15 protein-coding genes and 1 pseudogene are annotated in these 23,146 nt (G+C 74.3%); 13 read left to right on the top strand and 3 right to left on the bottom strand.

The annotated features are described in order from the left end of the window. Window positions 1–660 carry a CBS domain-containing protein gene (locus B446_RS05195; RefSeq protein WP_020938366.1) on the bottom strand — a complete coding sequence of 220 codons (660 nt, stop codon included), beginning with the start codon at window positions 658–660 and terminating at the stop codon, window positions 1–3. A gap of 280 nt (window positions 661–940) precedes the next feature. Between B446_RS05195 and B446_RS05190 the strand changes: the two genes are divergently transcribed. From B446_RS05190 to B446_RS05170, 5 genes are all read left to right on the top strand, one after another. Then, window positions 941–1,921 (top strand): LysR family transcriptional regulator, encoded by a 981-nt coding sequence (locus B446_RS05190; protein WP_020938365.1) that lies wholly within the window; start codon window positions 941–943, stop codon window positions 1,919–1,921. 146 nt (window positions 1,922–2,067) lie between these two features. Beyond that, the gene (locus tag B446_RS40715) at window positions 2,068–3,666 is read left to right on the top strand and encodes a M4 family metallopeptidase (protein ID WP_020938364.1); all 1,599 of its coding nucleotides are present in this window, start codon (window positions 2,068–2,070) and stop codon (window positions 3,664–3,666) included. A 251-nt stretch (window positions 3,667–3,917) separates the two neighbouring features. Continuing rightward, window positions 3,918–4,745: an FAD binding domain-containing protein gene (locus tag B446_RS05180; RefSeq protein WP_020938363.1), complete on the top strand. Its 828-nt coding sequence runs from the start codon at window positions 3,918–3,920 to the stop codon at window positions 4,743–4,745. Next, a complete protein-coding gene (locus B446_RS05175) occupies window positions 4,742–7,468 on the top strand; it encodes a molybdopterin-dependent oxidoreductase (protein WP_020938362.1) in 2,727 nt (908 codons plus the stop codon). Before B446_RS05180 ends, B446_RS05175 begins: the two co-directional genes overlap by 4 nt. Beyond that, on the top strand, window positions 7,465–8,445 hold the full coding sequence (locus tag B446_RS05170) for an antibiotic biosynthesis monooxygenase (RefSeq protein ID WP_020938361.1): 981 nt from the start codon (window positions 7,465–7,467) through the stop codon (window positions 8,443–8,445). Before B446_RS05175 ends, B446_RS05170 begins: the two co-directional genes overlap by 4 nt. 11 nt (window positions 8,446–8,456) lie before the next feature. Here the strand turns inward: B446_RS05170 and B446_RS05165 are convergent, their stop codons facing one another. Further along, window positions 8,457–10,829, bottom strand: a complete 2,373-nt coding sequence (locus tag B446_RS05165) for a SpoIIE family protein phosphatase (RefSeq protein WP_020938360.1) — start codon at window positions 10,827–10,829, stop codon at window positions 8,457–8,459. 207 nt (window positions 10,830–11,036) lie between these two features. Between B446_RS05165 and B446_RS05160 the strand changes: the two genes are divergently transcribed. The 8 genes and pseudogenes from B446_RS05160 (at window position 11,037) to B446_RS05125 (ending at window position 22,020) form a co-directional block, all read left to right on the top strand. Continuing rightward, the gene (locus B446_RS05160) at window positions 11,037–13,154 is read left to right on the top strand and encodes a SpoIIE family protein phosphatase (RefSeq protein ID WP_020938359.1); all 2,118 of its coding nucleotides are present in this window, start codon (window positions 11,037–11,039) and stop codon (window positions 13,152–13,154) included. A 163-nt stretch (window positions 13,155–13,317) separates the two neighbouring features. Continuing rightward, on the top strand, window positions 13,318–13,620 hold the full coding sequence (locus tag B446_RS05155; RefSeq protein ID WP_020938358.1) for a hypothetical protein: 303 nt from the start codon (window positions 13,318–13,320) through the stop codon (window positions 13,618–13,620). Window positions 13,621–13,658: 38 nt separating this feature from the next. Beyond that, window positions 13,659–13,731 (top strand): annotated as a pseudogene (locus tag B446_RS05150). A gap of 109 nt (window positions 13,732–13,840) precedes the next feature. Further along, window positions 13,841–14,983: a hypothetical protein gene (locus tag B446_RS05145; protein ID WP_020938357.1), complete on the top strand. Its 1,143-nt coding sequence runs from the start codon at window positions 13,841–13,843 to the stop codon at window positions 14,981–14,983. Next, a complete protein-coding gene (locus B446_RS05140; RefSeq protein ID WP_020938356.1) occupies window positions 14,980–16,788 on the top strand; it encodes an ankyrin repeat domain-containing protein in 1,809 nt (602 codons plus the stop codon). Before B446_RS05145 ends, B446_RS05140 begins: the two co-directional genes overlap by 4 nt. Next, a complete protein-coding gene (locus tag B446_RS05135; protein WP_078614640.1) occupies window positions 16,710–17,996 on the top strand; it encodes an AAA family ATPase in 1,287 nt (428 codons plus the stop codon). Before B446_RS05140 ends, B446_RS05135 begins: the two co-directional genes overlap by 79 nt. Window positions 17,997–18,006: 10 nt before the next feature. Next, window positions 18,007–19,194 carry a DUF2201 family putative metallopeptidase gene (locus B446_RS05130; protein WP_020938354.1) on the top strand — a complete coding sequence of 396 codons (1,188 nt, stop codon included), beginning with the start codon at window positions 18,007–18,009 and terminating at the stop codon, window positions 19,192–19,194. A gap of 711 nt (window positions 19,195–19,905) precedes the next feature. After that, window positions 19,906–22,020, top strand: a complete 2,115-nt coding sequence (locus tag B446_RS05125) for a SpoIIE family protein phosphatase (protein ID WP_020938353.1) — start codon at window positions 19,906–19,908, stop codon at window positions 22,018–22,020. A 67-nt stretch (window positions 22,021–22,087) separates the two neighbouring features. On the opposite strand, the gene gap is transcribed toward B446_RS05125, so the two are convergent. Continuing rightward, a complete protein-coding gene (gene gap, locus B446_RS05120) occupies window positions 22,088–23,086 on the bottom strand; it encodes a type I glyceraldehyde-3-phosphate dehydrogenase (RefSeq protein WP_020938352.1) in 999 nt (332 codons plus the stop codon). Window positions 23,087–23,146: the final 60 nt, after the last annotated feature.

The following is a 23,146-nucleotide window of genomic DNA, read 5'->3' as shown; positions in this document are numbered from 1 at the left end:
TCAGGGCGTCACGCCTTCGTGCGCGAGGTCGAACTCGACGTCCACCACCCCTTCGACCGCCCTGACCAGGCGCGCGGCCACCGGGACGAGGGCGGTGTCGCGGACCCGGCCGGTGAGCGTCACGACACCGTCGCGCACCTCCACCCGCACGGCCGACGACGGCGGCGGGAAGAGGAACGGGGCGATCTCGCGCCGCACCTCCTCGGCGATGTCCTCGTCGTCGCGCAGGAAGACCTTGAGCAGGTCGGCCCGGCTGAGCACACCGGCCAGCAGATCGGCGTCGTCCACCACGGGCAGCCGCTTGATCCCCTCGCGTGCCATGAGGCGCGCGGCCTCGGCGAGGGTGGCGTCGGCCCGGACGGTGACGGCGGGGGCGGACATGAGGTCTCCCGCGAGCGGCGCACCCGCCCTCGCCGCGGCGACGGGCCCGCGCGGCACGAGACGACCCGCGCCGGGCTCGTCCGGGAGCTCCTCCGCGGGCGGCAGCAGGTCCGCCTCGGAGACCACACCGACCACCTGGCCCTCGTCCTCGATCACGGGCAGGGCGCTGATCTCCCAGTCCCGCATCAGGTGCACGATCTCGGTGAAGGGTGCCCGGCGGCCGACGGTGGCGACCGTCCGGGTCATCACGTCGCTGACGAGGTGGGGAGCGCCGTACATGGGGACTCCGGGGGAGCGTCGAGGGGGTGTCCGGCTCCTTCCAGGGTGCGCCGGGAGACGCGGGCGGGCAAAGCGTCCGGACCACGGGGGAACCGCACGACCGCGCGGGCCGGTCACGCGGGCCGGTCGCGCGGTCCCGGGTGCGCACGGAGGTTTTACCGTCCCGTGCTTGCCGCCCCCGCGGGTCCGTCGGATTCTTGGTCACCATGCCCTCGGGCAGCGGGTTCTGCTGGTCACGGGGGGTGCGACGGGGACCCTCCGCGTGGAGCGGGGGAGTGTCATGCACCTGGAGTTCCGGCATCTCCGTGTCCTGCTCACCGTCGCCGAGGCCGGCAGCATCCGGAAGGCGGCCGCACGGCTGCAGCTGTCCCAGCCGGCCACCAGCGCCCAGCTGAAACGCATCGAACACGAACTGGGCGGGCCGCTGTTCGTACGCGGCGCGGACGGGGTGACGCCGAACGAGAACGGCGAGTACGTCCTGCGCTGCGCCCGTGACCTGGTCGGCGGCTTCGACCGGCTGCGGGAGTACGCGCGGGCGGCGGCCGAGGCGGACCGGCAGGCCGCCGCGCCGCTGCGGGCGGGCGGAACCGCGGGCCCGCTGGTGTCCCTGCTGGTCTCCGCCCTCTTCGAACTCGTCCCGGAGCGCCGGCTCACCATAGACGCCCGCCGCTCCGTACACGCCCTGGTGAAGTCGCTGAGCCTGTCGAAGTGCGACATCGCGGTGTACGGCGAGTTCCCCGGATTCCCGCTCGCGGTGGGCGAGTCGGTGGCGACGCGCACGCTGCTGCGTGAGCCGGTCTTCGTCCTGCTCGCCGAGGACCATCCGCTGGCGCGTCAGGACGCGGTGGACCTCCGTGAACTCGCGGACGAGGAGTGGGTCATGCCGGAGGCCGACGAGAGCGGTGTGCACGCGTACCTGCGGCTCACCTGCGGGGCGGCGGGGTTCACGCCGAGCATCGCCCATGTGACGCCGGACCTGTCCGTGGCCCAGGTGCTGGTCGCCGGCCGGCGCGCGGTCTGCGGGGTGTGGCCGACCGCCGACGTCTCCGCCCCGGGAACCGTGCAACGGCCCCTCACCGGTGTCCCGTTGCACCGGAGGCTGCTGCTGGCCCGGAACACCCGGACGGTCTCCGCGGAACTCGCCGACGCGGCCGGCGAGCGGTTGCTGGCCGCCTATCTGGCGCTGGTGCGGCAGCGGCCGCCGTACCTGGCCTGGTGGCAGGCCGGGGGCGAGGAGTTCGCCCGCGGCGAGGACCGGTGACCGCCCGCGGCACACGCCTGGGCCCCCTATAACCCCGGGGTTATATCCCAGCTGGAGTCACGTCAGGAACATGTCACCGGGTGAACACTTCGCGTCAACGTCCCAGGACGTCGTCACCCCACGACGAGCGAAGGAATCTCCCCCTCATGTCCCGTCCCTTTCTTGCCCTTTCCGCGATGGTCGCCGCCGGCGTCATCACCACGGGAGCGACGGCCCTTCCGGCGCACTCGCAGACCGGCACGGTGCGCCACGCCCCGGTCCGCGACACGGCGATATCCCACGCCAGGGCGAACGTGGCCCGGCACGCCGGCACCTTCGGCTTCGGCGCCGGTCAGCGACTGCACGTCAAGGACGTCGTCATCGACGCGGACGGCACCCAGCACGTCCGCTTCGAGCGGACCTACCACGGACTCCCCGTCGTCGGCGGCGACTTCGTCGTCCACCAGAAGGCCGACGGCTCGCTCAGAGGATCCACCCGCGCCAGGGCCCATGCGGTGAAGCTCGCCTCCGTCACCCCCGCCGTCGGCGCCGAGGACACCGCGGCCGGCGCGCTGAAGCGCGCGCACGGGCTGGTGCGCGACGCCAGGTCCACCCCGGAGCTGATCGTGTGGGCCGCCGACGGCACCCCGCGCCTGGCCTGGCGCACCACCGTGCAGGGCGTGGGGGACAAGGGCCAGCCGCACGGCGAGGTCTTCGTCACCGACGCCACCACCGGCAAGGCGATCGAGAACTACGACGCCGAGCGCGAGGCGACCGGCACCGGCCACTCCGAGTACACCGGTGACGTCGCCATCGACACCACCCAGCAGGCCGACGGCTCCTTCGCCCTGATCGACCCGGTGCGCGGCCACGTCACCAAGGACGCGCACAACCTCTCGTCCTCGTCCGTGAAGAGTTCCTCCGGCACCCTCTTCACGGACGCCGACGACATCTGGGGCGACGGGAAGAAGTTCTCCGCGGACCGGGCCACCGCCGCCGTCGACGCGCACGTCAACACCGCGGAGACGTACGACTACTACAAGAAGACCTTCGGCCGCAACGGCATCAAGAACGACGGCCGCGGCGCCACCGTCTTCGTCCACGTCGGCACCCACTGGGACAACGCCCAGTGGTCCGACTCCTGCTTCTGCATGATGACCGGCGACGGCGACGGCGTCACCGACCCCGAGCAGGTCGACCTGGACACCATGGGCCACGAGATGACCCACGGCGTCACCTCGGCCACCGCCAACCTGCGCTACAGCGGTGAGTCCGGCGGCCTGAACGAGGCCACCAGCGACATCCTCGGCACCATGGTCGAGTGGTACGCCGACAATCCGGTGGACCGGCCCGACTACCTCTTCAGCGACCAGTCCACCCCGCCGTGGCTGCGCCGCTTCGACAAGCCGTCCCTGGACGGCCGCTCCGCCGACTGCTGGTCGAAGTCGGTCGGCCGGCTCGACGTGCACTACTCCTCCGGCGTCGCCAACCACTGGTTCTACCTCGCGAGCGAGGGCAGCGGCGCCAAGACCGTCAACGGCGTCGCCTACAACAGCCCCACCTGCAACGGCTCCACCGTCACGGGCATCGGCAACCAGAAGGCCTCCGCCATCTGGTACCGGGCGCTGACCGTCTACATGACCTCCACCACCGACTACAAGGGCGCCCGCACCGCGACCCTGAACGCGGCGAAGGACCTGTACGGCGCCTCGAGCCCCGAGTACGCCGCCACGGCCGCCGCCTGGAGCGCGGTCAGCGTCTCCTGACCCACCGGGCGGCCCCCCACCACGCCCCGGTCCCCGCGGGGACCGGGAGAGCTACCCGGGCGGCGACGAGGAGCCCGCCGTCGCCGCCCGGGTCCACCAGCAGGGGGTGACTGTCGGTGGTGTCCCGGCTGCTTTCGGCGGTCCGTCTCCGCCCGAGGCGGTCGCGCTTCCCCGGGCCCCCGCCCATCGGCTGGGATAAAATACGACGGAAGTGACCAGAGCGTCTGATTCCGTCCTCCAGGCCGGTTCTCATGGACCTCAACACCATCACCCAGGTAGTCCGGCGGCCGTCCGACCGGCCGGGCGCGGACTGGCACGAGGGCGACGCCTGGCTCGCCGGGGGGACGTGGCTCTACTCCACGGAGCAACCGGACCTGCGACGGCTGATCGACCTGACGGCGCTGCCCTGGGAACCGCTCGTCCCGACCGGCGACGGCCTGGAGATCGGCGCCACCTGCACCATTCACGATCTCCACGCCTTCCGATGGCCGCTGCGCTGGACCGCCGGGATCCTCATCCGGGAGAGCTGCGAGGCGTTCCTGTCCTCGTTCAAGGTCTGGAACGCGGCGACCGTCGGCGGCAACATCTGCATGTCCCTGCCCGCCGGGCCGATGATCACGCTGACGGTCGCGCTGGAGGCACGCTACGAACTCTGGGCGCCCGACGGCTCCGTGCGCTTCGTCGACGCCCTCGACTTCGTCACCGGCGATCACCGCAACGTGCTCGCCCCCGGGGAGATCCTGCGGCGGGTCACCGTCCCGGAGCACGCGCTGCGCAAGCGCACCGCGCACCGCCGGTTCACCCTGACCCGGCTCGGCCGGTCGACGGTGTTCCTCGTCGGCACCCAACGGCCGGGCGGCAACGACCTGTTGCTGACGATCACCGCCGGGACCACCCGGCCGCTGCGCATCGCCTTCGACTCCCTGCCCGACGCCCGCACCCTGCGGCAGCGCCTCGACGCCGTGCCGGCCGACGTCTGGTTCGCCGATCCCAACGGGACCCCCGACCACCGCCGGCACCTCACACGGCACTTCGCCGAGGAGATCTGCCGTGAACTCACGGCTGGGGACCTGGCATGAGCTACCTCGTCAACGGCAGGGAGTTCGACCGGGATCCGGCCCCCGGCCAGTGCCTGCGCACCTTCCTGCGCGAACTCGGCCACTTCGGCGTGAAGAAGGGCTGCGACGCCGGCGACTGCGGCGCCTGCACGGTGTGGCTCGACGGCGCGCCGGTGCACAGCTGCATCACCCCCGCGTTCCGCGCGGACGGCCGCGAGGTGACCACGATCGAGGGCCTGGGACGGCCCGGCGCCCCGCACCCCGTGCAGCGGCAGTTCGAGGACGCACCCGGGTTCCAGTGCGGCTTCTGCACCGCCGGGATGATCATGACGTCGGCGACCTTCACCGACGACCAGAAGGCCGACCTGCCACGGGCCCTGAAGGGCAACCTCTGCCGCTGCACCGGCTACCGGGCGATCGAGGACGCCGTGAAGGGCGTCGGCGCGGTGGAGACGGCGGCGCCGGGCCGGGCCGTCGGCACGAGTGTCGGCGCCCCGGCGGCCCGCGACGTGGTCACCGGGCACGCCGAGTTCACCATGGACACGCACATCGACGGCATGCTGCACCTCAAGGTGCTCCACTCGCCCCACGCGCACGCCCGGATCCGCTCGGTCGACGAGAGCGCCGCCCTCGCGGTGCCCGGCGTGCACCGGGTCTACACGTGGCGGGACGTGCCCCGCCGGCGCTTCACCACGGCCATCCACACCGACCACCTGGTCGACCCGGACGACACCTACGTCCTCGACGACACGGTCCGCTTCACCGGCCAGCGCGTCGCCGCGGTCCTTGCCGACACCGTCGGGGCGGCCGAGGAGGGCTGCCGGCGGCTCGCGGTGGAGTACGAGGTGCTGCCCGCGGTGTTCGAACCCGAGGCGGCGATGGCCGACGGCGCACCCCAACTGCACGGCTCCGACGACCCGTTCGTCCGCGACCCCGTCCACAACGTCCTCGTCGAGCTGCACACGCACATCGGGGACGTCGACGCGGGGTTCGCCGCCGCCGACGTGATCCACGAGGGCACCTACTTCTCCCCGCGGGTGCAGCACGCGCACCTGGAGACCCACGGCTCGATCGCCTGGATGGAGGACGGCCGGCTGAACGTCCGCACCAGCTCGCAGTCGCCCTCGATCGCCAAGGTCAAACTGGAGTACCTGTTCGCGCTGCGCCCCGACCGGCTGCGGGTGTTCTGCAAGCGCGTCGGCGGCGGATTCGGCGGCAAGCAGGAGGTGATCACGGAGGATCTCGTCGCCCTCGCCACCCTGGACACCGGGCGGCCCACCTGCCTCGAGTTCACCCGCGAGGAGGAGTTCACCACGGCCTCCCCGAGGCACCCGATGAGCCTGACGGTCAGGCTCGGTGCGAAGGCCGACGGCACGCTCACCGCGTTCCAGGTGCGCAACGTGTCGAACACGGGCGCCTACGGCAATCACGGCGGCGAGACGCTGTACGCGGGCGGAGCCGCCGTCATGATCTACCGCTGCCCCAACAAGAAGTACGACGCGTACTCCGTCTACACCAACACCGTGCCCAGCGGGGCGCTGCGCGGCTACGGCATGACGCAGCCGGCGTTCGCCGTGGAGTCGGCGATGGACGAACTGGCCCGCGCCCTCCACCTCGACCCGCTGGAACTGCGCCGGCGCAACATCGTCCGGCCCGGTGACCCCCTGGTCGCCCTGCACGACGGTCCCGACGACGTGGTCTTCACCGAGGACGGGCTCGCCGAGTGCATCGACCTGGTGGGGGACGCGCTGGCCCGTACCGCAGGCCAGGCGGCTCCCGGACCCGAGTGGTTCGTCGGCACCGGTGTGGCGAGCTCGCTGCACGAGACCGCGCCGCCGACCGAGCACCTCTCCGAGGCATGGGTCACGCTGGGCGACGACCTGATCTACGAACTGGCCGTCGGAACGGTCGAGTTCGGGGAGGGCACCTCCACCGCCCATGTGCAGATGGCGGCCGCCCAGCTCGGCACGGTGCCCTCGCGGATCCGGCTGGTGCAGTCCGACACCGACCGCACCGGGTTCGACACCGGGGCCTTCGCGAGCGCGGGCCTCTTCGTCGCGGGCAACGCGGTGCTGCGGGCGGCCGGCGCCGTGCGCGACCGCATCCTGGAGTTCGCCGCGGCGCACACGGGCGTCCACGTCGTGATGTGCGCGATGGACGACGACGGCGTCCTCTGCGGGGACCGGCGGGTGCCGCTCGCCGAACTCGTCGCGCTGGCCCGCGGGCGCGGGATCCGCTTCACCGCCGCACGCAAGGCGTACGGCTCGCCCCGGAGCGTCACCTCCAACACCCAGGGCTTCCGCGTCGCCGTGCACCGCGTGACGGGCGAGATCCGCGTCCTGTACAGCGTGCAGGCCGCGGACGCCGGGGTGATCATCAACCCCGCACAGGTCAGGGGACAGATCGAGGGCGGTGTCGCCCAGGGGATCGGCTTCGCGCTGACCGAGAACCACCACGTCGACGACCACGGCGCCATGGTCAACCCCAACCTGAGGAACTACCGCATCCCCACCTACGCCGACATCCCCCGGACCGACGTCCTGCTGGTCGGCTCGGCGGACTCGGTGGGACCCATGCGGGCCAAGGGGATGGCGGAGTGCTGCATCAACCCGGTGGCGCCCGCCCTGGCGAACGCGGTGCACGACGCCACGGGCGTCCGCTTCCGCGCGCTGCCGCTGACTCCTGAACGCGTGTACGGCAGACTCCCCGCGGAGCAGTCGATGCCGGCGGGTCGAGCACCATGAACGCCGAGAAGACCCAGAAGAACATCGCCGCCGCGGCAACGGCGATCATCGGCCAGGCGGTCCTGCCCGGGGCGGAGCGGGACTTCGAGTCGTGGCAGCGGGACCTCAACGCCGCGGCCGCCTACTACCCCGGCTTCCTCGGCGCCGAGGTCTCCCCGCCGACCCCGCTGCAGACCGACTGGGTCGTCGTGTACCGGTTCGACTCGGTCGCCCACCTCCAGGCGTGGATCAACAGCGCGACCCGGCAGACGTACCTCGACGTCGGCTCCAAGTACTTCGCCGGACCCGCCACCCAGCAGGTGGTCAGCAGCGGGACCCAGATGCTGGACCCGCTGGTCACCGTGGTGGTCACGCACCGCGTCCACCCCGACCAGGTCGACGACTTCCTGGACTGGCAGCACCGCATGGTCGAGGAGGAGGGCAAGTTCGAGGGGTTCCGCGGCACCGAGCTCTTCCGCCCCATCGAGGGGCTCCAGGAGGAGTGGACCACGCTCTACCGCTACGACAGCGCCGAGCACCTCGACGCCTGGCTGACCTCGCCGCAGCGGCACCGGATCCTGGCCGAAGGCGCCCGGTTCAGCGACTTCCGGCTCCACACGATCGACAACTCGTTCGGGAGCTGGTTCGCCTTCGAGGGCAACGGCACGCAGGCCCCGCCGCCGCCCTCCGAGACCAGGACGTCGCTCGCCGTCTGGGTCGGCCTGTACCCGACGGTCGTCCTGCTGACGCTGGCGCTGTCCCCGCTGCACCTGAAGCTCTGGATCGGGCTGCTCGTGGGCAACCTGCTGTCGAGCTTCCTCATGAGCTTCCTGACCATGCCGTTCTACGTGAACCCGCTGCTCGGGCGCTGGCTGCGGCCACCACCGGACGAACCGGTCAGGGAGAACCTCCGCGGCCTCGCCGTCGTCGTCGCCGCGATCGTCGTCTGGGCCGTCGTCTTCTACTTCGTCACCGTCCGGTGGTGGACCCTGCCCTGACCGCCCTGCCCTCAGGGGACGGCCAGCTCGGCCCAGATCGTCTTCCCCGACGCGGTGTACCGGGTGCCCCAGCGCTGGGACACCTGGGCCACGAGGAACAGGCCGCGGCCCCCCTCGTCGTCCCGGCGCGCGCGCCGCAGGTGGGGTGCGGTGTGCGCGTTGTCCGAGACCTCGCACAGCAGACAGCGGTCTCTGATCAGCCGCAGCGTGACGGGCCCGGTGGCGTACCGGATGCCGTTGGTGACCAGTTCGCTCACCACGAGCTCGGCGGTGAACGCCAGCTCGGACATCCCCCAGCTCTCCAGTTGCCGCTCGGTGAGTGTCCGCGCCCGCGCCACCATGGCCGGGTCCGGCGGCAGCTCCAGGTCCGCCACCCGGCCGGAGCCCAGCCGCCGGGTGCGTACCAGCAGCAACGTGGCGTCGTCCGCCTGCGGCCCCGGCGGCAGCGCCGACAGCGCCCGGTCGCACAGCTCCTCCACCGGGCACCGCTGCCAGGACAGCACCTGGGCCAGCCGGTCGATCCCGCTGTCGATGTCGGTGCGCCGGTCCTCCACCACACCGTCGGTGAACAGCGCCACCAGACTGCCGCTGGACAGACTCAGCTCGACGTTCTCGTACGGCAGGCCGCCCAGCCCCAGCGGCGGCCCCGGCGCGAGCGCCGACAGCGCCACCGCGCCGTTGGCGTCGGCCACGATGGGCGGCGGATGGCCCGCGCTCGCCCACACGCACCGGCCGCTGACCGGGTCGTAGATCGCGTAGAGGCAGGTCACCCCGAGCGCCTCGTCGCTCAGCCCGTCGTGCGGCTCGGTCTCCGAGTCCTGCGCGACCAGGTCGTCGAGGCGGGTGAGCAGCTCGGCCGGGTCCAGGTCCAGCAGCGCCAGCGTCCGCACGGTGGCGCGCAGCCGGCCCATGGTGGCGGCCGCGTGGACGCCGTGGCCGACCACGTCACCGACGGTCAGGCCCACCCTGGCCCCGGACAGCGGGATCACGTCGAACCAGTCGCCCCCCACCCCCACCCGGCTGTCGGCGGGCAGATAGCGGTACGCCACGTCCAGCGCGCTCAGCTCGGGCAGGTGCTGCGGCAGCAGGCTGCGCTGGAGCACCAGGGCCGCCGCGTGCTGGCTGGTGTAGCGGCGGGCGTTGTCGATGCCCACGGCCGCCCGCTCGGCCAGTTCCACGGCGAGCGTCTGCTCCTCGGCGCCGAAGGGGTCGGGATTGCTGCTGCGCCGGAACGTGGCGAGGCCCAGGATCGCGTCCCGGGCGAGCAGCGGGACGAACAGGCAGTGGCCCGACGTGTCCGGCCCCGCCCCGTCCGGTGTCCCGGGGGCCGGGGCGTCGAGGACCGGGCGGCTGGAGGCCAGGCTCTGGGCCTGCGGTGACGCCGGCGGATAGGAGACCGGGCTGGTCCGGAACTCCTCCGGGGTGCGGCCGTGCATCCGCAGCAGGCTGTTGCCCGGCGCGGAGCCCGTCGGCGGCTGCCGCCCCTCGATGACCGCCGGCGGCAGGTCCACCATCACCTCGTCGGCCAGCTGCGGCACCGCAACGTCGGCCAGCTCCGCCGCCGTGCGCCGCACGTCCAGCGAGGCACCGATCCGCTTGCCCGCCCGGACCAGCAACGACAGCCGTTCCTGGGCCCGGTAGCGCTCCGTGACGTCCAGGGACTCCTCGAAGAGGCCCAGTGGCTCACCCCTGGCGTCCATCAGCCGGTGGTACGAGCAGGACCAGACGTGCTCGCGCACCGGGTCGGCGGGGGCGCGCCCGCGGTAGTGCATGCCGGTGATCGGCTCGCCCGTCGCCATCACGTGCTCGATGATCTGGTCCTCGTCCGGCGGGTGGTGGCGGGAGATGAACTCCCCCTCGGGGAAGAGGTCTCCGGCCGGGCGGCCGACGTACTGGGCGATCCCGCCGAGTTCCAGATCGGTGGAGACGTTCCCCCACACCACGCGCGCCTCGGTGTCGAAGATGGTCAGGCCGACCGAGGACTCGGTCGCCAGCCCCTGGAGCATCGCGAGCTGCGCCTCCCAGCAGCGCTGCGCCTCCAGTTCGGCGGCGACCACCACCGTCGCCGCGGCGCCCCGGTGCGCCAGCGGGCTGAACGTCACGGCCGCGCGCAGGGTGCGCCCGTCCAGGCGGCACAGGTCGAGGACGGTGCCGCGGGGCCCGCGCGCCCTGCAGAGTCCGGACAGCCGCTGCCGGGAGGACGCCTCCACCAGGTGTTCGGCAGGCCGGCCGAGCACGTCGTCGGGGGAGTGCCCGAGCAGGCGCTGGGCGGAGGGACTCCACCCGGAGATCCGGCCGTCCGCGTCCAGTACCGCGGCGGCCGCCTTGGAGAGGTCCAGGGGACTGTGGAAATCGACGTTGGCCGCATTCGGAAAACGATCCATGACACCGCTTCCCTTCGTGCCCCCTCAGCATCCCGTGCCGCACGACGGACGACAACCGCACACCCGATCACCCGCACCGGTGCCCCGCGCCGGCCCCGGTGCGACCGGCTCAGGGAACCGGCGCGGCACGCGTCCGAGGCGTGCGCCGCCGCCACCGTGGGACCACCATGGAGGGACGGCCGGGGACGGCCGGGAGGAGGACGAGGCATGGGCACGACGGACTCCGCCCGGACGGGTACGGACACGGGTACGGATACAGGCACGGGCACCAGTACGGCGGCCGCCGGCACCGGCCGGGCGGCGGCGGGGGCCGCGCCGCCCAGCGGCCTGCTGGACCTGCTGAGCGTCGCCGCCGTGGTGCTGGACGCGGAGGGCCGCGTCGTCTTCTGGAGCCCCCAGGCCGAGGAGCTGTTCGGCTACACCGCGCAGGAGGCGCTGGGGCAGTACGCGGCCCGGCTGACCGTCCACGAGGAGCACCAGCACGAGGTCGTCCGGCTGTTCGCCGAGGTGCTGGAGTCCGGCGCCGACTGGGCCGGGGCCTTCCCGGTGCGGCGCAAGGACGGCAGCACGCGGCTGGTGGAGTTCCGCAACATGCGGCTGCTGGACGACCTGGGCGACACCTACGTCCTCGGGCTCGCCGCCGACCAGGCCACGGTGGAACGGGTCGAACGGGACGCCGCGCTGGCCATGCGCCTGGTGTCCCAGTCCCCGGTCGGACTGGCCATCCTCGACCCCGAACTGCGCTACGTGGCCATGAACCCTGCCCTGGAACGCATCACCGGGCAGTCGGCGGCCGACCGCATCGGCCGGTCCGCGGGCGAGGTGCTGACCTTCCTGGACACGGACCCCGAGGCACGGCTGCGCCGCGTCCTGGAGACGGGCGAGTCGGTCGTGGACCGGGACATCGTCTGCCGTCCGCCCGCCGACCCGGACCACGAGCACGCCTGGTCCGTCTCGTACTACCGGCTGGACGACTCCAGCGGGCGGGTCCTGGGCATGGCCTACTCCGTCATCGACGTCACGGAGCGCTACCTGGCCGCGACCGAGGCCGCGCGGGCCCGGCAGCGGCTCGACCTGATCGCCGCCGCCTCGGCCCGGGTCGGGACCACCCTCGACCTGGAGACCACGGCACGCGAACTGGCCGACGTCGTCGTGCCGGTCCTGGCCGACGAGGCCGCCGTCGTCGTCCTCGACAGCGCCCCGCACGGCCGCGGCGTGCGGCTCGCCGGCCCTCCGGTGTTCCGGGCCCTCGCCGTCCGGGTGGCCCGGCGCGCCGGAGCGGCCCCCGCGGCCGGGCCGCCCGGAGGACCCGACGGCCCGGGCGACGACCGCCTGATCGCCCACTGCGTCGGCACCCGCCGGCCGGTGCTCGTGCCCCACACCGCCCGCCGGGAGCCGGGCGCCGCCGCGGGGCACGCCGAGTCCGCCGCCCTTCTCTCGGCGGCGGGTGTGCACTCCTACCTGGCGGTGCCGCTCGTGGCCCGCGGCGAGGTGCTCGGCGCGCTCGACCTCAGACGCACCTCGAACCCCGCGCCCTTCGGGGACGACGACGCGTTCCTCGCCGCCGAACTGGCCGCCCGCGCCGCCGTGTGCATCGACAACGCCCGCGGCTACCAGACCCAGCGCCACGCCGCCCTCACCCTCCAGCGGAGCCTGCTCCCGGAGCCGCCCGCGCGCCTGCCGGGGCTCGGCGTCGGCTGCCGCTACCAGCCCGCGGGCGCCACCAGCGAGGTCGGCGGCGACTGGTTCGACGCCATCCCGCTCCGCGGGGACAAGACCGCCCTGGTGGTCGGCGACGTCATGGGCAGCGGCATCAACGCCGCCGCCACCATGGGACAACTGCGCACCGCCGCGCGGGCGTTCGCGGAACTCGACCTCGCCCCGGACGAGGCCCTGCGTCACCTCGACCACCTCACCCAGGGCATCGAGCAGTCCATCACCACCTGCATCTACTGCGTGTACGACCCGCACCGGGGCGAGTGCCGGATCTGCCTCGCCGGCCATCTGCCCCCGGTGCTGATGCGGGCGGGGCACGCCGCGCACCTCCTCGACCTGCCCACCGGGGCGCCGCTGGGCGTCGGCGGGGTCCCCTTCGAGGCGGCCACCGTCGCCTTCCGGCCCGGCGACCAACTGGTTCTCTACACCGACGGCCTGGTCGAGACCCGGAGCGAACCGATCGACGCCCGCCTGCACACGCTCCTCGACGCCCTCACCACGACCCGAGGCCACGATCCCGAGCACACCTGCGACCGCATCCTGGAGATGCTCAGGCCCCCCGGCGGCGAGGACGACGTCGCCCTGCTCATCGCCCGAGCCCTGCCCTGAGCGGGCCGGGTCCCCCAACGCTGCCGCAGGCGAAGCCGTTGTCCGTGACGCCGTTGTCAGTGACGCCGTCTGGATTCACCGCACGACCGAGTCCGCCCACCTCGCCGCCGCCCACGCCGCACATGTCACGTCCCCGCCGGAACTCGACCCCCTGTCACGGGCGTTGCTGACGGCGTTCGCCGAGCCGGTGCGGGCCGCGGGCCTCGGGCCGCCGGCGGACCTGGGCTGCGGCCCCGGCAAGGACACGGCGCGCCTGGCCGCCGGGTTCCACCGAACCCTGGCGTCCGGCGGACCGCTCATGGTGGCCGGCCACGCCGGAAACGGCGAGCGCATCCACCCGGCCCACGCCTACGGCGGCCACCCCGTGTCCCCCACCTCCTGTCGGCTGCCACCGGACCGGATCGCCGGACTCCTGGGCCGGGCGGGCCTCGTCGGCACCGCCCGGCTGAAGCGAGACCATCCGTGACCGAACACCAGACCGGGAGCCGCTATGATCTCCGCGGCAAGGCTGTAGCGCAGAGGTCGTCGCGCCCACGCATCAAGCTGGAGGACGTCGGTTCGAATCCGACCGGTCTTGCCGCCCTTGTCGTGGAGGAAAGTCGATTGGCGTCGGTTCGTCCTGGGCGGGCGGAGGGCGGTGCCGCCCTCGGCGGGCCGGGCACCGGCAATGGACCGGTGGAGTGGTGATGACGCAGCCGACACCCGTACGCTGCCCCGCGATCGAGCACCCCGACATCCCGATCAGCGACCCCGCCGCGCTCGAACCGCTGCTCACCCGGCTGCGTTCGGCGCGGCCGGTCGAGGCCGACGAGGTCTTCCCGCTCGGCACGGTGCGCGCCGACGGCCGGATCGACCTGTGCAAGCAGGGCCTCGGAGCGGCCGGCGCCGCCCGGCTGATGCCCGTCGCCACCGTCTCGGCGCACGCCGCGCACGTCCTGCTCGGCACCAACGCCATCGGCGACGACGGGGCCCGCACGGTCGCCGCCGCACTCACCGGCACCGCCGGCGCCCACCGTCTGCGCACGCTCTACCTGGGCTGCAACCGCATCGGCCCCGAGGGCGCCACCGCCCTCGCCGACGCCCTGGCGACGGACGGCACCGTCCGCGCGCTGTGGCTCAAGCGCAACCCGGTCGGCGACGAAGGCGCCCGCGCGCTCGCCGGGATGCTCCGCCGCAACACCACCCTGCGCACCCTCGACCTCGTCAACACGGGTCTGACCACCGCGGGTCTGCGCGCCCTGTACGACGCCCTCGCCGGCCGGCCCGCACCCGTGGAACGCCTCTTCCTCGGCGGCAACGGCCTGACCGCCGAGGCCGCCCCGCTGCTCGCGGCACTGGTCCGGGACGCGGGAGTACGCGAGCTGTACCTGCCCGCGAACCACCTCGGCGACGAGGGCGCGGCGGTCCTGGCCGAGGCCGCCGACACCGCCGCCCCGCTCCGCCTCGGCCTCGGCGGCAACGGCATCGGCCCCGCCGGTGCCCACGCCCTCGCCGGCTCGCTCGCCGGCATCGAGGCCCTCGACCTGGGCCGGCCGCCCTCCGAGCGCAGCCTCGGCGCCCCCGCCAACACCACCGGCGACGAAGGAGCCCACGCGCTGGCCGCCGCCCTGCCGGGCAGCCCCCTGCGCCGCCTCGAGCTGAGCCACACCGGCCTGACCGGCCGGGGCGCCAAGACCTTGCTGGCGGCGGTGCCCGACGGCTCCCCGCTGGAGTACGTCGGTCTCGGCCCGGGTCTGCCCCGCAGGGTGAAGCGGTCCTTCACCGAGCGGCTGCGGCCCGTCGGCCGGGCGCACCCCGACCTGCGCGCGATAGGGAGTGTCTACCGTTGAGCACCCGTGCCCACCTCCCCCCGCTGTCCCCGGAGGAGGCGGCGTGCCGGCGCCGGATCCGCCGCTACGCGGTGCCCCGCTGGATGATCGAGCGCGCCACCGCACTCCGGCTGGCCGGTGACTGGCGGGGCGCCTGCGCGGCGGCGCACGTGCATGTCGCCCTCGACCTCGACGAGGTGGCCGAGCACTGCGGCGGCGACGTGGCCGAGGCGCTGACGGACGACCTGCGCCACCTCGCACCCGACCTGCTGCGCTGGCACCTGCCGCGCCTGCTCGGCGGACGCACGACGCTCGCCACGGACACGACGGTCGTCCTCGCCCGCTACCGCCCCACGGCGCCGGACGAGCGCCCGGGCACCACGCCCTACCTGTACTGCACCACCCCGCCGATGACCGAGGGACCGCAGCGCGTCGTCCTGCGGTTCGGCACCCTCCGGGGCGAGCGCGGCCCGGGCGTCTTCGGGCGGAACACCGAGGACTGGCGCCACGCACGGCACCTGTGGGACGCGCGGCACACCGGGGAGCTGGCCGAGCGGTGCGGCGGTGGCGCCGGACGGCCCCCGTTCTTCCACGCCGACGCCACTCCCCGGGCCGCGCACGAACTCCCGGCGGCCGACCCCGGCGACGGCGACCCGGCGGCACGCGCCGAGTGGACCACCTTGCTGCACGAGAACGGGGACACGGCGGCCGCGTTCGCCGCCGCCGGCGTCGAAGTGGACCCGACGCCTCCGAAGCAGAGGGGCCGGCACCGGGCGGGGCCGGACGATCTGCTGTCCCGGATGGCGCTCGACCACAGCCGGCTGGAGTCCGAGGTCCGCCGGCTCACGTCCGAGGGCGCGGGCCGGCGCTTCCTGATCGCCACGCCGCACTGGCGTACCCACGTCCTGCTGGAGCTCACGGACTCCGGCACCCTGCGGGTACGCGCCATCGACCGGGACGAGGTCCAGAGCGAGCCCTTCCTCGCCGAGGCCCTGTGGCGCAGGCTCCCCGACCTCGACCTGATGCGCGTCGGCGGCGTCACCGCCGGGGAGCTGCATCCCCTCGTCCGCGAGGCCCTGTTCCCCGCCCTGCCGACACCGGAAGGCCCGAGCGGACCGCCCGCGCCGACGGCTCCGGCCCCCGTACGGGTCCGGTGCCGTGGCGAATGGCACGAGGTGGCCTTCCGCCCCGGCGGCCTGCTGCGCATGCCGCACACCGACGAGGAGCAGCGACGCGAGCGCGCCCTGCGCGCCTTCGGCGGCGCCGTCGCCGGATGCTTCGCCGTGGAGCAGACGTGGACCTCCGGAGCGGGTCGCCTGCCGAGGGCGCTGCGGGCCCAGCGCCAGGAGCTGTTCCTGCGCGCGCAGCACGGTGACACCCCCGGCGTGCTGGAACTCCTGGACGTCGGCGTCGACCCCCGCGTGCGGGACGCCGCCGGGCGCACCCTGCTGCACGTGCTGAACCAGCTCGACCACGAGGCGCTGCTGCCCCGGCTGCTGGCCGCGGGGCTCGACCTGGAGGCCCGCGACCAGCGGGAGCGCACCCCGCTGTTCGTCGCGGTCAACGACCTCGGTTCGACGGCGCTGGTGAAGGCGCTCGTCGCCGCCGGCGCGCGACTCGACGTCGCCGACGCCTCCGAACTGTCGCTCGCCCAGCTCGTCCGCCGCTACAAGCGGCCCGACCTGGCCTTCCTCCGCGAACGCGTCCAGCGCGAGCACCCGGACGTCGGCGCCGACTGGTGGGACGAATGGATGGAGGAGCAGGAGGAGTACCGGAGGGACGCCGCGGCCGACGGCCGCGACGACGAGGAGGAGCTGCCGTTCTGAGCACCGACCGCACCGCCCCGACCGTCGTCCCCGGGCCGCTGGCGGCCGCGGACGAACTCAACCGCAGGCTGCGCACCCGGCGCACCGAACCGGCCGCCAACCCCCGACTGGAGGCGCTGGCACTCGCGGTGACGGCCAATCAGCCGGTCCTGCTCTGGGGCGAGCCCGGCATCGGCAAGTCGGCGGCCCTGGAACAGCTCGCCGCCGGGCTCGGACTGCCGCTGGAGACCGTCATCGCCAGCGTGCACGAACCGTCCGACTTCGCCGGACTGCCCGTGGTGGGCGACGACCCGGCCGTCACCGGCGTACCCATGGCCCCACCGGACTGGGCGGTCCGCCTCGCCCGGGCCGGCACGGGTCTGCTCTTCTTCGACGAACTCTCCTCCGCGCCGCCGGCCGTGCAGGCGGCGCTGCTGCGGGTGGTGCTCGAACGCCGGGTCGGCAGCCTGGTGCTGCCGGAGCCGGTGCGCATCGTCGCCGCCGCCAACCCGCCGTCCAGCGCGGCGGACGGCTGGCACCTCAGCCCGCCGCTCGCCAACCGGTTCGTGCACCTCGAATGGACCCACGACCCCCGGACGGTCGCCCGCGGCATGGCCGGCACCTGGCCCGAGGCGGCCGTGCCCGTCGTCGACCCGGGCAAGGTGCCCGGCGCGGTCGCCCGCGCCCGGGGCGCGGTCTCCGGCTTCCTCACCGCCCGGCCCGGCCTGGTCCACCACATCCCCGGCGACGCCGAGAGCCGGGGCCGGTCCTGGCCGTCGCCGCGCACCTGGGAGATGGCGCTCACGCTGCTCGCGGCCGGGTACGCGGCCGGGGCGGGCCGCGAGGCGCTGGCCGCAGCGCTCACCGGCGCCGTCGGCGACGGCGCGGGCATCGAGCTGCTGTCCTACCTCGAACACCTCGACCTGCCCGACCCCGACCGGGTCCTCGCCGACCCGGACGCCTTCGCGCTGCCCGAACGCGGCGACCGGCAGCTCGCGTTCCTCATCGCGGTGGTCGCGGCCGTCCAGAGCGACCTCACCCGGCCCCGCTGGGAGGCCGGCTGGGCGGTCCTGGCCAAGGCCGTGGACGCGGGCGTTCCGGACGTGGCCGCCCGGGCCGCCACCGACCTCGCGGCGATGCGCCGGCTCGACTGGCCGGTACCGCCCGGCATCGACGGGTTCCTGGACCTGCTCCAGATGTCCGGGGCGCTGCCCGGCGCCGGCCGGTGAGGTGCCGGGGATGACGGAGGACGCCCGCCGCGCCCTGGACACGGCCAAACTGCTCGCCGCCCGCTACCGGGCCGCGACCGACCGGCCGTACCTGGCCTCGGCGCTGTACGCGCTGACCGTCGTCGCGAGCGCGGAGGTCCCGACGATGGGCGTGGACCGGCACTGGCGCTGCTACGTGTCGCCCGCCTTCGTCGACGCGACCCCGGTGCCCGAGCTTGCGGGCGTGTGGACGCACGAGGCGGCACACCTGCTGCGCGACCACCACGGCCGGGCCGACCGGCTCCCGGCCGCCGCCCAGCGCGACCCGCACCGCGTCAACGTCGCCCAGGACTGCGAGATCAACGACGACCTCCTCGCCGACGGCCTGCGCCTGCCCGAGGGGCGGATGGAGCCCCGCCTCTTCGGCCTCCCCGAGGGCGGCCTGTTCGAGGCGTACGTCGACCTGCTGCCGCCGCACGTCCGCACGCCGGACTGCGGATCGGGCGCCCATGGCACCCCCGCGCCCTGGGAACTGACCGGGTCCGCGGGGCCCGCACGGCTGGGCGGCGCGGAGGCGCAGGCCCTGCGCCGGCAGACCGCCGAGGCGATGCGCGCCCACCGGCGCGCCCGCGGCTCGCTGCCCGCGGGCTGGCGGCGCTGGGCCGACGAGGTCCTGGAACCCACCGTCGACTGGCGGCGGGCACTGACCGGCGCGGTCCGGGAAGCCGCCGCCTGGGCCGGCGGAGCCGTCGACTACACCTACCGCCGCCCCTCGCGCCGCACCCCGGCGCTGCGCGGCGTCGTCCTGCCGAGCCTGCGCCGCCCGCTGCCCCGGGTCGCCGTCGTCGTCGACACCTCCGGCTCCATGGGCGACGCGGAACTCGCCGCCGCGCTCGGCGAGGTCACCGGCGTCCTGCGGGAGGTGGGCATCCGGGGCAACCGGGTGACCGTGCTCGCCTGTGACGCCGACGTGCAGGCGGTGTCCCGGGTGACGTCGGCCGAGCAGATCACCCTGGGCGGCGGTGGCGGCACGGACATGCGCGTCGGCATCGCGGCGGCGCTCGCGGCCCGGGAGCGCCCGGGTGTCGTCGTCGTCCTCACCGACGGACTCACCCCCTGGCCCGACGAGCGCCCGCCCTGCCGCGTCATCGCCGCCCTGATCGGCCCCGGCGCGCCACAGCCGCCGGACTGGGTGGAGACGGTACGCGTCCCCGCCTGACGGCGCCGCCCGAGTCCGCTGCCCGACCGGCTGTCGCCCGCCCTCGCGGGCTGCTGCGCGTCCTCGCCCCTCGCGGGCCGCCGCGCGTGTCCGTTGCCCGATCGGCCGCCGCGCGTCCTCGCGGGCTGCTGCGGGCCTGCGCCCCTCGCGGGCTGCTGCGCGCGTCCCTTGCCCGATCGGCTGTCGCCCGCCCTCGCGGGCTGCTGGGCGTCCTCGCCCCTCGCGGGCTGCTGCGCGTGTCCCCTGCCCGATCGGCTGTCGCGCCCCCTCGCGGGCCGCCGCGCGTGTCCCTGCCCGATCGGCTGTCGCGGGCCTTGGCGGGCTGCCGTGTGTCACTGTCTGAGGGGCTGTCGCGCGCTCTCGGGGGCTGCCGTGTGTCCCTGTCTGGGCCGGCTGTCGCGCGCGCCCGCGGGCCGCTGCGTGTCCGTCCCTGACCGCCCGCCGCGCGCCCGCCGCGCACCCGCCCGCGACCTCGCTCACCCCGCCCACGCCCTCGCACGCCGCGCATCCCGCCTGACCGCCCGCCGCACCCCTCGCCCGTCCCCGCAGGCCGCAGCCGTGCGCGTGCCGGGCCGGCGTCTCCCGTGGCCGCCGACGCCCCCGTGCCGCATGGTGGATGGGGGGTGCTGACCTGCGGGAAAAGCGTTTCACCTGATCCGCGCGGTGAGTGGGTACACCGGCGGGGGCCGGCAGGTGGAAGGAGCGAGTGCGATGAGGCGAACGGAGCAGCGCCCGGAGCCGGCGGATTTTCCGCAGGCCGGCCCGGTGGAGCCGAGCGGGCTGCTGGACCTGCTGGGCGTCGCCGCGGTGCTGCTGGAGGCCGACGGCCGGATCGACATGTGGAGCCCGCAGGCCGAGGAACTGTTCGGCTACACCCGCGGCGAGGCGGTCGGGCAGTACGCGGCGCCGCTGCTCCTGCACCCCGAACACCAGGACGCGGCGATCACGCTGTTCGCCGAGGTGATGGCGACGGGGCGCGGCTGGGCGGGGGCTTTCCCCGTCCGGCACAAGGACGGCAGCACCCGGATGGTCGAATTCCGCAACATGCGGCTCACGGACAACCAGGGCGACCACTACGCCCTGGGCCTGGCCACCGACCGGACCACCCTGCGCCAGGTGGAGCGCAACCTGGCCCTGTCCACCCGGCTGGTCACCCAGGCACCGATCGGGCTGGCGGTCCTCGACGCCGACCTGAGGTACCTGGCCATCAACCCGGCGCTCGCGGCCATGCACGGCGTCCCCGAGGACGAGCACCTCGGCCGTGGCTTCCGCGACATCCTGCCCGGCACCCCGTTCCTCGGCGCGGAGACCGTGATGCGGCAGGTCCTGATCTCGGGCCTGCCGGTGGTCGACCAGCAGGTGGTGGGGCGCACCGCCGCCGACCCCGACCACGACCACGCGTGGGCGGCGTCGTTCTACCGGCTGGAGGACCACCACGGCAGCGTCCTGGGCCTCGCCACCGTGGTGGTCGACGTCACCGACCGCTACCGGGCGGCCGTGAAGGCCGACCAGGCCCAGCAGCGCCTGCGCCTGATCGCGAAGGGCTCGGCGCGGATCGGCACCACCCTGGAGGTGGAGCGCACCGCCCGGGAGCTCGCCGACGTCGTGGTGCCCGACCTGGCCGACATGGTCGCCGTGGACCTCCTGGACTCCGTCCTGCAGACGGGCCGCGGGGACGTCGGCGAGGGCCCGGCGCTGTTCCGCGCCCTGGCCGTGAAGACCGCCTACCCCACCGACGCCACCGAGGCGATCGTTCCGCCCGGCAGCCTCACCACCTACCACGCCGACCACCCGGCGGCCCACTGCATCCGCACCGGCCGCCCCCAGCTGATCACCCATCTGGAGCGGCGCGACATCCCCCGGATCGCCACCGATCCCGACGCCGCCCGTCTGCTCGCCAAGGCCGGGGTGCACACCGACATGGCGGTCCCGCTCATCGCCCGCGGCCAGGTCATCGGCGTCATGGGCCTGGCCCGCGCCCGCAACCCGCTGCCGTTCGACGAGGACGACCTGACCCTCGCCTGCGAGCTCGCCTCGTCCGCCGCGCTGAGCATCGACAACGCGGTCCTGCACCAGCACATCCGCAGCGCCGCCGAGACCCTCCAGCGCAGCCTGCTGCCGCAGCTCACGCCCCACCACCCCGGCCTGGAGGTCGCCGCCCGCTATCTGCCCGCCCAGGCCTTCAGCGAGGTCGGCGGCGACTGGTACGACGTCATCCCGCTCGACGGCGGCCGGACCGTTCTGACGGTGGGCGACGTCATGGGCAGCGGCATCCCGGCCGCGACCACCATGGGCCGGCTGCGCACCGCCACCTCCACCCTCGCCGACCTGGACCTGGACCCGGCCCGGATCCTCACCCACCTCGACAAGATCACGCACGGTCTCGATCCCTACATCGCGACCTGCGTCTACGTCGTGTACGACCCGGACCACCGCCGCATCCAGGTGGCCTCCGCCGGGCACCTGCCCCCGGTGCTGGTGCGCGCGGGCAAGCCGCCCGAACTGCTCGACCTGCCCACCGGCACCCCGCTCGGCGTCGGCGGCGTGCCCTTCGAGACGACCACGCTGGACCTGCAGCCGGGCGACCACCTCGTCCTGTACACCGACGGCCTGGTCGAGACCCGCCACGACCCCATCGACGAACGGCTGGCCGACCTGCTGCGCCTGCTGGCGCCGCCGTACTCCTCCGTGGAGGAGACCTGCGACCGGCTCCTGCGCCAGCTCCGCGACCCCGCCGGGCACGACGACGTCGCCCTCCTCGTCGCCCGCGCGCTGCCGCTGGACGGCGGCGGCGACCACCTGGCCGGGGGCGCGACCGGCAGCTGAGCGCGCGGGGCCAGGGGACCGCGACGCGGCGGGACGGCCCCCGGCGTGCGGGGGCCGTCCCGGGCGGTCAGCGGCCGGCGAGGAGCTGCAGGGTGTCGATCACCCGGTTGGAGAAGCCCCACTCGTTGTCGTACCAGGCGACCACCTTGACGTGACGGCCTTCGACGCGGGTGAGCGCCGAGTCGAAGATCGAGGAGGCCGGGTTGCCGACGATGTCCGCCGACACCAGCGGGTCCTCCGAGTACTCCAGGACCCCGGCGAGCGGCCCCTCGGCCGCCGCGCGGTACGCCGCCAGGACGTCCTCACGGGTCACGTCGCGCGCGACGGTCGTGTTCAGCTCGACGATGGAGCCCACGGGGACCGGCACCCGGATCGAGTCGCCCGACAGCTTGCCGTCGAGGTTCGGCAGCACCAGGCCGATCGCCTTCGCGGCGCCCGTGCTCGTGGGCACGATGTTGACCGCGGCGGCGCGGGCCCGGCGGGCGTCGCGGTGCGGGCCGTCCTGGAGGTTCTGCTCCTGGGTGTAGGCGTGCACCGTCGTCATGAACCCGTGCTCGATACCGGCGAGTTCGTCGAGCACGGCGGCCAGCGGCGCGAGCGCGTTGGTGGTGCACGAGGCGTTCGAGACGACCGTGTGCAGGTCCGCGTCGTAGGCGTCGGTGTTGACCCCGAACGCGAGGGTGACGTCGGCGCCGTCGGACGGCGCGCTGACGAGCACCTTCTTCGCGCCCGCGTCGAGGTGGGCGCGGGCGGCCTCGGCCGAGGTGAAGCGGCCGGTCGCCTCCAGCGCGATGTCCACGCCGAGTTCGGCCCAGGGCAGCTTGCCCGGCTCACGCTCGGCGAGCACCTTGATGCGACGGCCGTCCACGACGAGGGTGTCCCCGTCGACGGTCACCGGGCGGCCGAGCCGGCCGGCCGTCGTGTCGTAGGCGAGGAGCCGCGCGAGGGTGGCGGGCTCCGTGAGGTCGTTCACGGCCACGACCTCGAGGTCGCTGTCGCGTTCGAGCAGGGCGCGCAGCACATTGCGTCCGATGCGGCCGAATCCGTTGATGGCGATACGCGTCATGAATGGTGTCCCTTCGGTTCGCCACCAGGGTCGCGTGCGGCGCCCCGGACGGGACAGCGG

Source organism: Streptomyces collinus Tu 365 (assembly GCF_000444875.1).
GTDB classification, from domain to species: Bacteria; Actinomycetota; Actinomycetes; order Streptomycetales; family Streptomycetaceae; genus Streptomyces; species Streptomyces collinus_A.
Note: the sequence above shows the minus strand (reverse complement) of the source record. Positions and strands in the feature narration are given on the sequence as shown.

What these genes read in the sequence shown, in the direction of transcription:
- B446_RS05175 (WP_020938362.1), top strand. Translation starts at nt 4,742, where the DNA reads ATGAGCTACCTCGTCAACGGCAGGGAGTTCGACCGGGATCCGGCCCCC.
- B446_RS05135 (WP_078614640.1), top strand. Translation starts at nt 16,710, where the DNA reads ATGGATGGAGGAGCAGGAGGAGTACCGGAGGGACGCCGCGGCCGACGG.
- B446_RS40715 (WP_020938364.1), top strand. Translation starts at nt 2,068, where the DNA reads ATGTCCCGTCCCTTTCTTGCCCTTTCCGCGATGGTCGCCGCCGGCGTC.
- gap (WP_020938352.1), bottom strand. Translation starts at nt 23,086, where the DNA reads ATGACGCGTATCGCCATCAACGGATTCGGCCGCATCGGACGCAATGTG.
- B446_RS05170 (WP_020938361.1), top strand. Translation starts at nt 7,465, where the DNA reads ATGAACGCCGAGAAGACCCAGAAGAACATCGCCGCCGCGGCAACGGCG.
- B446_RS05165 (WP_020938360.1), bottom strand. Translation starts at nt 10,829, where the DNA reads ATGGATCGTTTTCCGAATGCGGCCAACGTCGATTTCCACAGTCCCCTG.
- B446_RS05180 (WP_020938363.1), top strand. Translation starts at nt 3,918, where the DNA reads ATGGACCTCAACACCATCACCCAGGTAGTCCGGCGGCCGTCCGACCGG.
- B446_RS05130 (WP_020938354.1), top strand. Translation starts at nt 18,007, where the DNA reads ATGACGGAGGACGCCCGCCGCGCCCTGGACACGGCCAAACTGCTCGCC.
- B446_RS05195 (WP_020938366.1), bottom strand. Translation starts at nt 660, where the DNA reads ATGTACGGCGCTCCCCACCTCGTCAGCGACGTGATGACCCGGACGGTC.
- B446_RS05160 (WP_020938359.1), top strand. Translation starts at nt 11,037, where the DNA reads ATGGGCACGACGGACTCCGCCCGGACGGGTACGGACACGGGTACGGAT.
- B446_RS05125 (WP_020938353.1), top strand. Translation starts at nt 19,906, where the DNA reads ATGAGGCGAACGGAGCAGCGCCCGGAGCCGGCGGATTTTCCGCAGGCC.
- B446_RS05145 (WP_020938357.1), top strand. Translation starts at nt 13,841, where the DNA reads ATGACGCAGCCGACACCCGTACGCTGCCCCGCGATCGAGCACCCCGAC.
- B446_RS05190 (WP_020938365.1), top strand. Translation starts at nt 941, where the DNA reads ATGCACCTGGAGTTCCGGCATCTCCGTGTCCTGCTCACCGTCGCCGAG.